The sequence below is a fragment of the Microcoleus sp. AT8-A3 genome (assembly GCF_036705675.1).
Taxonomy (GTDB): domain Bacteria; phylum Cyanobacteriota; class Cyanobacteriia; order Cyanobacteriales; family Microcoleaceae; genus Microcoleus.
On record NZ_JAUBVD010000038.1, the window covers coordinates 23,516 to 37,290 of the forward strand.

Below are 13,775 nucleotides of genomic sequence, written 5' to 3' on the forward strand. Positions count from 1 at the left end.
ACCTCAGTCTAGTCTGTAAGACAATTAAATGATGGGTTTTACGCTCGCCCGGTTCAACATCTTTAACAGCTTCGGGAAAAATAGCCTGTTTTATAATTTTTTGTAATTCGCTTTTTCCGGGATTTATTGTAATTCCAAAGGGCGATTGATAATCGCCCTATTTCTATCACAATAAATCTTTCAATTTATCATCTTCTCCCAACACCTTAATTACCTGTTTAATCTCCTGCGTCCTGTCCTTTTTTACAATCAAAGTTACATTGCCATCTCTGACAACTACCACATCTTCTAAACCAATGGTGACAATCACCTCATTCTCATCGGCTGCATAAAAAATGCCACCTTTCGTATCAATTCCGACGTGTTTGGCTAACTCCAAATTCGGCTTATCTCCTTGCAGCAAACGACCGATCGCATTCCAATCTCCCAAATCGTCCCAGCTAAAGCCTACGGGCAGAACACAAGCCTTTTGCGTCTTCTCCATCAGCGCGTAATCGATACTAATTTTGGGTAATTCCGAGTACGCCTGCGCCCCTTTTGCTTCCAAAGCTGCCATCATTTCAGGTACATGATTTCGCAGTTCTGTCAAGACTGTTCCGACTCGAAATACAAAAATTCCGCCGTTCCAGCTAAACTTGCCGCTGGCTACAAATTCTTCCGCAGTTGTACGATCGGGCTTTTCCGTAAACCTCGCCACTCGATAGGCCGGAAAACCCCCAAAACTGCCGATTTCCTCGCCTTGTTCGATGTAGCCGTAACCGGTAGAAGCATAACTCGGCTTGACTCCCAAAGTGGCGATCGCATCCTGATTTTTCGCCAACTCCGCCGCCGCCTCCAAAGTCTTGATAAACTCCTGTGGTTCCCCAATCCAGTGATCCGCCGGGAAAAAACCAACAACCGCATCCTCACCGTAACGCTTCGCAGTTTCTATAGCAGTCCAGGCCACCGCCGGCGCAGTATCCCGGCCCTCCGGTTCCGCCAGTAAATTCTCCGGCGGTAACAGCGGCAACTGTTCCCGAACCCCCTCCGCCAACATTTCCGACGTTACCACCCACAAATCGTCCCAACCGTTACCTAATTCCAAAAGTCTTTCCGCAGTAGCCTGCAGCAAACTCTTGCCGCTACCGTCGAGACTCAAAAACTGCTTGGGCCGCTGTTTGCGACTTAGTGGCCAGAAACGTTCGCCTTTACCGCCGGCCAGAATCACAGGAATTAAGGTTCTACTCATTGTTTAAAGTTTAAACTGTTCACATCTATTTTGCCTTGATACTGGTAGGGACACGGCAATGCCGTGTCTTTACCCGTAGCTTAATTTTTAATTCTACCTTCTATCTTCTGCCTGTCACTTTTTCAATCCAATTAGTATCACGATCAATGTAAGGTGCGCCCCAGCATACCTTATTCAATATAAGACCGAAAAACTCTGGTTGAGGAATCATTGAAGATTGCTATAGCCACTAGGAATTAGCCATTACCTATTACTTCGACAATTCGATATTGAGTTCGTTCACAACACGGCGTTTGAGCGGAATTGATTTTTCTCTAGGCAGCAAGTCAAATACTTTCCGAAAAGCGTCATCTACCTGTTCAAATGGTATTTGTCCTTTTTCATTGAAAACTACTTTTCCCGATTGGTCTAGGATGACAGTTTGAGGTACGAAACCTTCGTAATAATGGCTTGGTTCGGTGATTTCGGGTGACGGTTGCGGAGGCAAAGAGTCAATTGTTATGGGCATAAAATCGGCTTCGCGCCCGTAAAATTCCTGGAGTTGAGAGACGACGATCGCGTATTGCTTGGAGTCGCTGCTGTCGTCAGTGTAAAAAACCAACAGTACGGGTTTATGGCGTTTGAAAGAATCTGTAATCTTGACTTTAGGAGGAACTAGGGAACCGTTGCCGGCGTAGAGGGCAAATATTGTACCGTCAAAGCGATCGTCCGTAAGAGTTGCCAAGGCTGGGGCCGTGCCGCTTAGCAGTATGAAGCTAAGTGCGATCGCCACTGTTACAAGACTGGCTGACAAGATTCGCCTCAGCCAGCGGATGCCAGAAGCAGCAGTAACAAGTGATTTTTTTTTCTCAGTAAATATCATAGGTTGTGGGCAGTTGCTGTAAGGAAACCGAAATCAGATGCAAAAACTTTCCTAAGTTTATCAGCAAAATGTAGGCAAATGTTGTTGAGTAGGTTAAAGTAGTTTCGGCTCGACGATCGTAAATTGCTGATAGTGGCGATCGACAAGGCGATTCTACAGGCCCAAGATCACTATTTGCGATCGGCTTTTTAGGGGCGGGCTGGAAGTGTCCGCGCCACAATAAAATTTATTTGTGGTGGCATGGGCTTGTAGCTTCTGAAAATAATGCAAGATGTTAAATCCAAGTGATAACTAGAAACTGAAAACTGGGAATTTACAACTAATGATAGCTTTGCTTGACGCACTCCTCGCCCAAACGCCGGCTGCTGATGTTTCCGGGCCGGCTCAAATCAATCTGGCGCAGGCCCTTGTTTTAGGAATTGTACAAGGATTAACAGAGTTTTTGCCTATCAGCAGCAGCGCTCATTTGAAGGTAGTGCCGATCGCCCTGGGATGGGGCGATCCCGGAGTTGCTTATACTGCTGTTATTCAGTTGGGCAGCATTGTCGCAGTGCTTTGGTATTTCTGGAAAGACTTGACAAATATAGCTGTTGGTGCAGTCGAAGCCCTGGTGCAGCGCAACTACAAATCCCATGAGTTTCAAATGGCGGTAGCACTGGTTTTGGGAACAATACCTATAGTCTTTTTTGGGCTGCTAATCAAGGCATTGGTTCCAGATTTTGACAACTCGCCACTTAGAAGTTTGGCCAGTATCGCCATTGCTTCGATCGTCATGTCGCTACTGTTAGCAATAGCAGAAAAAATTGGCAAGCGCAATCGCACTTATGAAAAGTTAACTGTCTTAGACGGTATTTTGATGGGATTAGCTCAAGCAATCGCCTTGATTCCGGGGTGTTCGCGATCGGGTTCCACTCTAACAGCAGGATTGTTCATGGGATTGGAAAGACCCGCCGCCGCGCGGTTTTCTTTTTTATTGGGAATTCCGGCAATTACTCTGGCTGGATTAGTGGAATTAAGGGGTGATTTGGGACAAGGAATCAGCGATGCGGGAGTTGCAGCTTTGATAGTGGGAACGATTTCATCATTTGTGTTTTCTTATTTGTCGATCGCGTGGCTAATGAAGTTCCTGCAAACTCAAAAGACGTGGATATTTGTGTTGTATCGGCTAGCTTTTGGCGTGGCCATTTTAACGGCGATCGCAGGTGGGGCAGTGAAAAATGCGTAGGTTGTTATAATTACAAGGACAGGCAAGATGCCTGTTCCACAAAACAAGAACAGGCAAGATGCCTGTTCCACAAAGAGTAAATTTTCTTGTGGGACGGGCATCTTGCCCGTTCATAAAAAGCTTATTAATAGCTGACAAGCTGTTAGCTTTTAACTCAAAGTGAGCGTCGCCGTGAAGGATATAGAATGCCTGAAGATAGCGAGCGCCAAAATGAAAAATTAACGCTAATTATGCTGGTTCATGGTGCTAGCATTGGTGTAGCGATGTCCTTCTTTATCTCTCCCGGAATTGTGGGAACAATAGTATCAGATTTAAAACAGGTTCTCCGTTCAGAATCCCAGTGCTAATATATGGAATAGTCTCGCAAAAAAAGGGATTATTTGCCGCAAGGCTGGGTTGACAAAAGAGCGCTGTTGTGCTGGCAGAAACAACTAAGCCTGTCAGGAACCCCGTCAAAATTTTGAGTTTCATAAATACATATTTTTGATACATCCTCTCACAGCCAAGCTAAATTCACAACCCAGAAGTTATTCTGATTCTAAAGGCGATCGAGCCTAGGAGACTGCTATGCTGAAAAGAGAAAACTAATACTGCCATCAATCTTAAAATGCTATTTGTTCCTACGGCTGAACCAATTCCGCTTGTGGCTGATGCAAACGGTGTTATCCGGGTTAGCCAAACCCGAATTACCCTAGATACAGTCATTACAGCTTTTCTTGAAGGAGGCACAGCAGAAGAAATCCGGGAACAGTACCCGTCTCTTCAACTTTCCGATATTTATTTTGCGATCGGCTACTACTTGCGACACCAATCCGAAGTTGACGCTTATCTGATGGAACGTCAACGTCTTGCCACAGAAGTTCAGCAGGAAGCAGAAAGGCGTTTTAACCCAGTTGGAATACGCGATCGCTTATTAGCCAGACGCAACCAAAAAGGGTAGTGTTATATGCTGCGATTATTGGCAGACGAGAACTTTAACAATCAGATTGTTCGAGGTATTCTGCGGCGAAATCCCGACGTTGATATTGTCCGCGTTCAAGATATGGGCTTGATCGAAGCAGACGACCCAACTGTTTTAGAATGGGCCGCGCAGCAAGGGCGCGTGGTACTAACTCACGATGTAGCAACTATGACAAACTTTGCCTACGAACGAATGCAAGCAGGTCTTGCGATGCCAGGGTTATTTGAAGTCAGCCGCCGTGTTTCTGTAGGTTTGGCGATCGAGGAAATTTTGCTAATAGCTGAGTGCAGTCTGGAAGGAGAATGGGAAGGACAAGTGCGATTTTTACCTTTACGCTAACGAGTTTAAGCAAACTATGTCAATACCGAAAAAAGGAGCCAGAAAAATAATTGTTGATGGGGAGCCTTTTATCTGGCTAATCCGAAGACAAGCTACTTATACGCAAGAATACTCCGGAAATCTTCATGTTGCGATCGAACACGCCCAAAAACGGGGTTCGGTGTTAGTTATCATCACCGATCGACCTCATCCTCAATGTTGGGGTACTAACGAAGTGAAACCAGTAACACCCTGTGATGCAACACAATGGATACGGCAAGCGGTGCGACTCGGATGGCAGCCTCAGCTACCCGGAATAACTTTTGAGGTGCGGATTGCAGAACTGTTTATGGAAAAAATATAATAATGCTGTATATTTAGCAACCCGACAAGTCAATTCTGTTAAAGACGTTAAAGACAATTCACTCGCCTAGACTGGCAGAAGCGATCGCCCGATCGCTTCTGTCAGCCTAGACAAGTTAAACTGTAAACATTCTCCGCTAACAAATAACAAATAACTAATAACTAATAACCATGAGCGACATATCAATCCGGCCCGCCCTAATCACCAAAGTTATCCCCGACAGCATCTGCGCCGAAATGGGATTTGAACCCGGAGACTCAATCGTCGCCGTCAACGGTCAAAAACCCCGCGACTTGATTGACTATCAATTCCTGTGCGCCGATGAATTTCTAGAATTAGAAGTATTAGACACTAAAGGCAAAACTCACAAATTAGAAATAGAAAAAGAGTATGACGAAGACTTGGGAGTGGAATTTGAAACTGCTCTTTTTGACGGACTAATTCAGTGCAACAATCGCTGTCCTTTTTGCTTTATTGACCAGCAGCCTCCGGGAAAGCGCGAAACTTTGTATCTCAAAGATGATGACTACCGACTTAGTTTTCTTTACGGTAGCTATCTCACTCTCACAAATCTGACTGAAAAAGAGTGGGACAGAATCGAACAAATGCGGCTTTCTCCTCTCTATGTTTCGGTACACGCTACGGAACCGGAAGTGCGAATTCGGTTGCTAAAAAATCTCCGCGCGGGGAAGATTTTAGAACAAATCAAATGGTTTCAAGAACGCCGCTTGCAAATTCACGCTCAAGTAGTTGTTTGTCCCGGTATTAATGATGGCGAACATTTAGAACGCACTTTGTTAGATTTGGCAAAGTTTCATACTGGAAGTATTCCGGCTGTAGCATCGGTGGCTGTAGTGCCGGTGGGTTTAACTCGCTTTCGCCCGGCCGAAGATGAACTAATCGCAGTAACTGCCCAAAAAGCGCGAGAAGTAATCGAGCAAGTGCAGAAAATTCAAGGGCTTTTGAGTACAGGAAAAGGTGGCGGAAAGCCGAAAAGGAAGAATTCAAAATATACCCCCCCCAACCCCCCCTTAGCAAGGGGGGGAGAAGATTTAAATGGCTTGTTAGGAAAGTCAAAATCTCGCTGTATTTGGCTGGCTGACGAGTGGTTTTTAATCGCTGGTTTAGATTTGCCGTCGGCTGCTGATTACGAAGATTATCCGCAAATTGGTAATGGTGTGGGTTCTATCCGCCAGTTTATCCAGCAGTTTGAAACGGCTTTTGAGAAGCTGCAACCGATGCCAGTCGAGCCTGCGCGCAAGTTAGTTTGGGTGGTGGGGAATGCTGTCGAAAAAGCTTTTGAGCCGATCGTACAACAACTAAACCAAATTCCCGGCTTGTCCGTCAACATGGCCGCACTGTGCAGCAACTACTGGGGACAAACTATCACTGTCACGGGTTTGCTCACCGGGCAAGATTTGCTGGAAGCTTTGCAGGGGCGAGACTTGGGAGATGGCATTCTGCTGCCGTCGGTGATGCTAAAACAGGGGGAACCGCGTTTTCTCGACGACATGACCCTCGAACAGCTCGCCAGCTCGCTAAAAACCCGGATTTTGCCGGTGAGCGGAGTAGAGGAACTAATCTCGACGGCGATCGGTCTGGCAAATGCTGAAGTTAAATTCTAAATTTTGAATCGAACATTCAAAAGTTAAGATGAGTAGGGTAATTGTGACTTGCAACCGTCGAGTTCAGGCTACAGACTAGAAATTTGAGACCTCAATCTTGCTCTAAAATTGTCTCTAGGATTGCAGAGTAATTAAAAAATTATGCGTGTTTTTCGTCAAATCATCGTAGTCGGAGTGGGCGCTGCAATTACTTTGGGCAACGCCCCACAGAGTGCTTCAGCACAGTCTCCGACTCAATCTCAGGACAGTTTGGCCCGCTTCAATCAGCTCGAATTAGGGCAGAAGGTTCGATCGACCTCGAACACAGCTGCAGAATCAGCGTCACAGGCCGAACAGTCGATCGCCCTTAATCCCCCAACTGGAAGCGAGCAAGCATCAAAGCCTCAACAGGCTGCTCCGGCTTCCCCATCAACTCTGTCTCAGGCCGGTGCAACGCCTCTAAGAGGGTTGGAACCGACACAGACTCAGCAGCCTTCCCCGAACCCTCCCAACAATGTTCCTGTGCCGAGTTCCCCGGTACCCATCCTCCGGGGCACTCCGAACGAAAGTTTCCCCCCTGTCCCTCCGAGGGGTATTTTAGACACCAAGCCTCCGGCTTCCCTGGAACCCAACCCGAATCCCCTGCAGTTTCCGACAAACCCGGAGGATGTCAGGATCGAGCAAACTGAGTCAATTACCTTGCAGCAGGCGATCGACCTCGCCCGCCGCAACAGCCAAGTTTTGCAAATCGCCGGACAGCAAGTGGAACAAAGCAGAGCCGCTTTGCGCGAACAGCAAGCTGCTCTTTATCCAGACCTGAATTTTCAAATGGACGCCAGCCGCTCTGTGACTGCAGGCGGAGAACTCGGAGTCCGGGCTCAGCAGCGCTTCAACAACTCTCGGGCTAACGGAACCGGGCAGCCCGCCGAGCAAGCCCGGCAAAATTTAGGCAGCAACAGTCTCAACAACACTTTGCAGTTGAGCTATGACATCGATTTGTTCGGAAGACGGCGGGCTAACATCCGCGCGGCCGAGGAACAGTTGCGCCTTCGGGAATTGGATGTGGAACGCCAAGCCGAGGAACTCCGCTTCGACACTGCTGAGGCTTACTACACCTTGCAAAACGCGGACGGACAAGTTGCCATCCGCCAAGCTTCAGTCAGAAATGCTCAGCAAAGTTTGCGGGATGCCGAAGCCCTGGAACGGGCAGGGGTGGGAACCCGGTTTGCTGTATTGCAGGCTCAGGCAAATTTGGCTAACGAAGTGCAACAACTGTCAGTTGCTCGTCGCGATCAGCGAGTTGCCCAGCGGCGTCTGGCTGAGATTTTGAATGTCAGCCAGTCGGCGAACTTGACGGCGGCCGATCCGGTAGAGCAAGCGGGCTCTTGGAGGCTGTCTTTGGAAGAGAGTATCGTGCAGGCTTTTAGGAATCGCCCCGAGTTGGAACAGCAGTTGGTGCAGAGGGATATCAGCAAGCAGCAGAGGCGATCGATTCAGGCGGGGCGTTTGCCTCAACTGAGTGTTGGGGGTAGTTACAACGTGCTGGGACAAGACCCTGACGACCCCAACCCGTTTGCTACTCGCGGGTGGGCGGATGGTTATTCGATCCGGGCGAGTCTGACTTGGAGTATCTTCGACGGGGGCGCGGCGAACGCGAGGGTGAGACAGCGGGATGCTGATATTGCGATCGCCGAAAGTCGATTTGACCAACTCCGCAATCAGGTGCGCCGGGAAGTGGAACAAGCTTATTTTGGCTTAGAGTCGAGTTTTGAGAATATCGAAACTTCTGAGGCGGGGGTTTTGCAGTCAAGGGAAGCTCTGCGTCTGGCGAGACTGCGGTTTCAAGCTGGTGTAGGTACTCAGACGGATGTGATTCAGGCGGAAACTGATTTGACTAGGGCTGAGAGAAACCGATTGTCGGCAATTGTCACCTACAACCTGGGACTTTCGTCTCTCCAGCGGGCTGTGAGCAATCTTCCGACTAATAACCTCTCGGATGCTCCTTGAGATTGGGTTGGGGCGAGCTTTAATTACCAGATCAATTGGACATCCTGTATTAAACGTCCGACACATTAGTTAATATTTTGTAATAGAGTTCCATGTCAACTGCGTTAAGGAATCGGCAATGGCCAATATCAAGTTTGTGAAGGAAAATCAGGAAGTCATCGCAGCAGACGGAGCCAATTTGAGACTCAAAGCTCTAGAAAACCGCATCGATTTGTACACATTTTCGGGAAAGATGATGAATTGCGGGGGCTACGGTCAATGCGGCACCTGCATTGTGGAAATTGTCGAGGGCAGTGAAAATCTGTCGCCCCGCACTGACTTTGAGAACCGCAAGCTCAAGAAAAAGCCCGAAAACTATCGGTTGGCTTGTCAAGCTATGGTCAATGGCCCGGTGAGCGTCAAGACTAAACCGTGACTCTCAGAAGGCAGAAGGTTGATTAACAGAAAGAAAAATGCAGAATGCAAAAATTGTGTTTTTTTTCCTATTTCACTGTATAATCACGCCTTTTGCTCGCCTAGGAAAAGAAACTTGGTTTCTAGGACAAATAAGAGATTGGGTAGGGAGGCATCCAGGCAGAAAGCGGGTTTCGACGCTTGTCCGTCAGCTCTTCTTCTGTCTTCGAGTTTGCCTTTTGCCTTTGAGTGATATCCTAGTTGTGTGTGTTTTTCTATTTTCCGATAGAGGCGAGCGTCTTCATGGAAGTTAACGATTTAGGGTTTGTGGCAACCATTCTGTTTGTATTGGTTCCCAGTGTTTTTCTAATCATTCTGTACATTCAAACAGCTAGCCGTCAAGGTAGAAAAGATTAGCAACTGCTGTTATTTCTGTCAGGCGCAAGCTGCTTGCAAAAAAAAAGCGCCAACAGCTTTTTGCTGAGGCGCTTTTTTTATTAACTGTTGAGTGTTAGCTGCTAAGGAATGAGAATTAAATAACTTACAATGCGTGATGGTTTTTGTGAGATGGGCGTCCCGCCCGTCCAGAAAGGGCGGGCTATAAGCCCAACCCCTACTCCGCACTTTCAAGAGTGTAAATTATTTAATTCGCGATCCTAAGTGTTAACGATGAGATTCTAGCCGACTGTGCGGGCTAGCAAGACGGGACAGTTGGCATAAACTCGCACGTAGTCTGATAGCGAATTTCCTAGGAGTCGATCGATATCCACAAAGTTTTTGGCAACGCTGGGTCGCCGATCCGGGGAACCGATTACTAACAAGTCGGCATTCAACTCGTCTGCAATCCGACAAATTTCTTCCCCTGGCTTGCCTGTAGCACTCACGCAGCGGTAGCTAACTCCCATTTGTTTGGTTAGTGCTACTGCTGGGGCCAATACAGCGTCTTTTTCAGCACTTGTTGTTAAATCTGTGCTGGATTTTCCCGTCAAATCTTTGGTGACGTGTACTAAAATTATCTCTGGGCCACTGACTTCTTTGACCAAAGATAGCGCCAGCTCTAATGACTGTTTGGCAGCTTCTGATTTGTCTACCGCCACCATGACGCGCTTGATTTTTTTGACATAGATGTCGTCTTTTACTAACAACATCGGTCGGGATGTTAGCTGGAAAACGTACTGGCTGACTGAGTTTTCCAAAATCGATTGCAGCCGTCCGAGTCCGCGGGAACCCATAATTACTAAGTCGGATTGTTCTTCTTCTGCGACTTGGCAAACTGTGGTTTTCGGGTCTCCCTGTTTGAGCCTGGGGTTGACTTTGCTGGGATCTATTTTCAAAGACTGGACTGCTTGTGCTAAAATCTTGCCTCCTTCTTCCAGTTTCTCGGCCATGCCATCGGAGGTTACTTGGGGCGGCACGACGTGCAAGACGGTGACAGAGGTTTGTTGCAAGGAAGGGATGTCCATCAACATATTAAACATCTCTTCGCACAAGCCGCGACCGGCGACGGCTACTAAAATTTTTTCTATCATGGTTTTTTTGGCGGTAAAAACAGTTGAGTTTTCTTGTGCGACGTTAAACTAGGGCGTTGGTACTCTAGTTGCTTACAGTCAAGCATAAGCCTGAAGTTTGTCTTATGATTTGTAGAAATGTAGCGTTTTGGAACGATTTGTAAAGTGTTAGAGAACGATCGAACTCAACCTGAACTCGCACCGGCTGGTGCTATTCAAAATCGCCGCGGGATCGACTCTGAGGGCTGGTTTGAATATTTGGTGCGAGTTTACCCTCACCATACTGACTACAGCGGTGTGGTTTGGCACGGGACTTATATTGCTTGGATGGAGGAAGCTAGGGTGGAAAGTTTGCGATCTCTTGGCATCGAGTATGCAGACTGGGTGGCGCAGGGTTTGGAATTGCCTGTGGTGGAACTTTCGCTGCGCTACCACCGGGCTGTACAAATGGGTCAATCTGTGGCAGTCAGAACGCGGATGGCTGCTAGCGAGGGTGTGCGGCTGCTTTGGGATTACGAAATTCGATCGGCTGAGACTCAGGAGTTATATGTGACAGCACAGGTAACTTTGGTGGGTGTCGATCGCGACAAGAACAAGATTATCCGGCAATTGCCGCCGGCGCTAAAGGAGGCTTTGACAAGGCTTTCTGTTAAACCTTCAACCTAAGCTGCTGTTAATACCAATTCTCGCCTCCAGAAAGCAAGAATGATGAGTGTGGGTTTGTTTACTGAAAGACTGTATGCACCGGTGCGTCGCTCAAAGATTGTGGATATTATTTAATATTTAAGGGTGGCGACGCACCCGGAGCGATACTGTTGCATGAGTTTTGAGGATTTGTATAATTTATAATTATACCTTCTGCTTTCTGTTTTTTGCCTTCATTGGAACTTTTAATAATGTCAAAAAAACTGGAATTGCCAGAGCAAAATATTGAACTTCGGCGCAATATTTTGGAAAAAACCGAGTTAAACTCTGCCTTAAAAACTGAAGACAAAACTCTTGTTTCGGGAAAGTCAGACAGTTTAAAAAACGGTGAATTAGCTGACAGTCAAGGCAAAATTTGGGCGATCGTTTCGCTGTCTGCGGCGCTGCTAGCGGTGTCGCTGGCGGCGATTTTTATTAGGTTTAGCGAACGGGAAATCAGCCCGAATGCTACTGTTTTTAACCGTTTGTGGATAGCAACTGTGGTATTTGGAGTATGGAATGGTGCTGATGCTGCACGCCGCCGAATGTCTGGGGCAAAAGTTGAAGAGCGATCGAGCTACACTCTGCAGGATGTGATGCTGTTAACAGCCGTAGGCGTGGTTTCTTCTGCTTCTTTGGGTTTCTGGGCCTGGTCACTGACTCAGACTAATGTCGCTAATTCTACTGTACTGCGAAACTTAACTCCTTTATTTACTACTTTGGGGGGATGGCTGCTGTTGGGGCGGCGCTTTGACAGCAGGTTTTTGGTGGGACTGGCGGTGGCTTTGTCTGGCGCAATTGCGATCGGAATGGACGATTTGCAAACGGCGGGAGACAATCTAGTCGGCGACATTACTGCTCTTTTATCGGCGATTTTTTATGCAGGAAATCTGCTACTTTCAGAACATTTGCGAACAAAGTTTCCGGCGACAACTATATTGATGTGGCGCTGTTTTATTGGTAGTCTCTTGGTTTTGCCACTGGTTCTGCTGGCGGGCGATCGAGTTTTCCCTTATTCTTGGCAGGGATGGCTGGCTGTAATTGGTTTGGCGGTGATTTGTCAAGCTTTCGGCCAGGGACTGCTCATCCACAGTCTCGGTCGTTTGTCGTCGGGATTTGTCGCTCTTTTTCTGCTGCTAGAACCCGTGATTACTGCGATTATTGCCGGGGTGCTGTTTGCGGAAAGTTTGAGCTTGTTTAATTGGTTTGCATTCTCCGTAGTTTTGGCGGGAATATATTTGGCAAAATCTAGCAGTTCGGCAGATAAAAAATAAAACACACAGGAAATAAACTTAAATGGTTGCAACATCAATTAGCCTGAATCGCTGGCATTATGACTTTAGTTTGCTGCGTCAATATTTGGAGGTGCTGTTTGCTAAATTGCGGATTGCTGTGGTGTTCGGCGGGGACTGCGATCGCCCCGGCTCAGTGATTTACAAAACTCACAATCCCCGCGCTTGGAAGAGTTACGAAATCGTCGCCCGCGAAATTGCTACAGCATTAGCAGAAATTGGCTTTCAGCAAGTCTTTGTCATGCCTGACGACATGAACTTACCGGAACAACTAAAACAAAAAAATATCCATTTAGTGTGGCTGAATACTGGCGGAGTCCAGGGATACAATCCTGTTTGTCACACTCCCGCATTGTTGGAAATGTTGGGAATGCCTTATGTCGGTCACAATCCTTTAAATAGTTCAACTTTAGATAACAAACACGCTTTTAAACGGGAACTGCAATCAGTCGGAATACAAACCGCTCCGTTTATTACTTGGCATCCTTCTCAAGGGATTTTGCATCCTAATTTGCATCAGCGTTTTGCCATTGCTTTTGGTGACTATCAAGGGCCGTTTGTTGTTAAACCAGTATCCGGTCGCGCTTCGCTGCACGTTCATTTTGTAGACAAAATTGAGGGTTTGTCTGAGGCGGTTTCGGAAGTTCACCGAGCCACTCACAATACTGCTTTAATTGAAAAGTATTTGCCGGGACGAGAATTTTGTGTGGCGGTTTGTGGCTATGTTAAATATGCTAAAGGCGGTTTCTATAAAAATACAAAACCTTTTGCTTTTTCGACGGTGGAGCGCGTGCTTGAGCCTGACGAACTTATCTTTACTTCTATGGACAAAAAAGCGATTACGGCGGATCGAGGACGGTTGATGGGCGGTGAGGAACCTGATCTCAAACAAGAGTTAATTGAGTTAGCTAGAAAAATTTATTGGGAGTTTAGTTTGAACAGTTTGGTGCGAATTGATGTCCGAAGTGATGCTGATGGAACGCTTTATGTTTTGGAAGCAAATCCCAAACCGGATCTGAAACATCCAGGGGAAAATGTGACGAGTTTGGTAGCTTTAGGTTTGGCGGAATACGGGATGAGTTATAACGATTTAATTTTTAGTTTATTGGCGGATAGGTTGGATTATTTGTTGACTCAGCATATCGAAATTATTCCTCATATTGTGGATTTGCTGCATTAATCGGACTTGCAGGGCGGGCTGCACCTTACCTGTAAACAAAAGGGATTTGTAAAGAAATATAAATTGTCGAGAAAAGTCAACACAGGCTGGCAAGTTGTGATAGCTTTGAGTAAGATCGCGATTTGTGGATGTCCCTTTTTTGGTCATAA

14 protein-coding genes are annotated in these 13,775 nt (G+C 46.9%); 11 read left to right on the forward strand and 3 right to left on the reverse strand.

Annotated features, from left to right (window positions below):
* Positions 1-166: 166 nt before the first annotated feature.
* Both QUB51_RS20460 and QUB51_RS20465 read right to left on the reverse strand, forming a co-directional pair.
* Positions 167-1,228: a mannose-1-phosphate guanylyltransferase gene (locus QUB51_RS20460; protein WP_333055822.1), complete on the reverse strand. Its 1,062-nt coding sequence runs from the start codon at positions 1,226-1,228 to the stop codon at positions 167-169.
* Between the two features lie 250 nt (positions 1,229-1,478).
* Positions 1,479-2,090 (reverse strand): thylakoid membrane photosystem I accumulation factor, encoded by a 612-nt coding sequence (locus QUB51_RS20465; RefSeq protein WP_333055821.1) that lies wholly within the window; start codon positions 2,088-2,090, stop codon positions 1,479-1,481.
* Between the two features lie 322 nt (positions 2,091-2,412).
* Between QUB51_RS20465 and QUB51_RS20470 the strand changes: the two genes are divergently transcribed.
* From QUB51_RS20470 to psbM, 8 genes are all read left to right on the forward strand, one after another.
* Positions 2,413-3,315, forward strand: coding sequence for an undecaprenyl-diphosphate phosphatase (locus QUB51_RS20470; RefSeq protein ID WP_333263089.1), 903 nt, complete (start codon positions 2,413-2,415; stop codon positions 3,313-3,315).
* A gap of 607 nt (positions 3,316-3,922) precedes the next feature.
* Entirely contained in the window at positions 3,923-4,255 is a 333-nt protein-coding gene (locus QUB51_RS20475; RefSeq protein WP_333055818.1) for a DUF433 domain-containing protein, read from the forward strand.
* A 6-nt stretch (positions 4,256-4,261) separates the two neighbouring features.
* Positions 4,262-4,615 carry a DUF5615 family PIN-like protein gene (locus QUB51_RS20480; RefSeq protein ID WP_333055817.1) on the forward strand — a complete coding sequence of 118 codons (354 nt, stop codon included), beginning with the start codon at positions 4,262-4,264 and terminating at the stop codon, positions 4,613-4,615.
* Positions 4,616-4,631: 16 nt separating this feature from the next.
* Positions 4,632-4,958 carry a hypothetical protein gene (locus QUB51_RS20485; protein ID WP_333055816.1) on the forward strand — a complete coding sequence of 109 codons (327 nt, stop codon included), beginning with the start codon at positions 4,632-4,634 and terminating at the stop codon, positions 4,956-4,958.
* Between the two features lie 170 nt (positions 4,959-5,128).
* A complete protein-coding gene (locus tag QUB51_RS20490) occupies positions 5,129-6,583 on the forward strand; it encodes a DUF512 domain-containing protein (protein ID WP_333210792.1) in 1,455 nt (484 codons plus the stop codon).
* Between the two features lie 141 nt (positions 6,584-6,724).
* On the forward strand, positions 6,725-8,569 hold the full coding sequence (locus QUB51_RS20495) for a TolC family protein (RefSeq protein WP_333055814.1): 1,845 nt from the start codon (positions 6,725-6,727) through the stop codon (positions 8,567-8,569).
* A 118-nt stretch (positions 8,570-8,687) separates the two neighbouring features.
* A complete protein-coding gene (locus QUB51_RS20500; protein ID WP_333055813.1) occupies positions 8,688-8,984 on the forward strand; it encodes a 2Fe-2S iron-sulfur cluster-binding protein in 297 nt (98 codons plus the stop codon).
* Between the two features lie 281 nt (positions 8,985-9,265).
* On the forward strand, positions 9,266-9,379 hold the full coding sequence (psbM, locus tag QUB51_RS20505; protein ID WP_015177760.1) for a photosystem II reaction center protein PsbM: 114 nt from the start codon (positions 9,266-9,268) through the stop codon (positions 9,377-9,379).
* 260 nt (positions 9,380-9,639) lie between these two features.
* On the opposite strand, the gene QUB51_RS20510 is transcribed toward psbM, so the two are convergent.
* A complete protein-coding gene (locus QUB51_RS20510) occupies positions 9,640-10,491 on the reverse strand; it encodes a universal stress protein (protein ID WP_333055811.1) in 852 nt (283 codons plus the stop codon).
* A gap of 144 nt (positions 10,492-10,635) precedes the next feature.
* Here QUB51_RS20510 and QUB51_RS20515 point away from each other — a divergent pair, with 144 nt between their 5' ends.
* The 3 genes from QUB51_RS20515 (at position 10,636) to QUB51_RS20525 (ending at position 13,626) form a co-directional block, all read left to right on the forward strand.
* Positions 10,636-11,136 carry a thioesterase family protein gene (locus tag QUB51_RS20515; protein ID WP_333055810.1) on the forward strand — a complete coding sequence of 167 codons (501 nt, stop codon included), beginning with the start codon at positions 10,636-10,638 and terminating at the stop codon, positions 11,134-11,136.
* A 230-nt stretch (positions 11,137-11,366) separates the two neighbouring features.
* Positions 11,367-12,428 (forward strand): DMT family transporter, encoded by a 1,062-nt coding sequence (locus tag QUB51_RS20520; RefSeq protein ID WP_333263092.1) that lies wholly within the window; start codon positions 11,367-11,369, stop codon positions 12,426-12,428.
* Positions 12,429-12,450: 22 nt separating this feature from the next.
* Entirely contained in the window at positions 12,451-13,626 is a 1,176-nt protein-coding gene (locus QUB51_RS20525; protein ID WP_333263095.1) for an ATP-grasp domain-containing protein, read from the forward strand.
* The last annotated feature ends 149 nt before the right edge of the window (positions 13,627-13,775 follow it).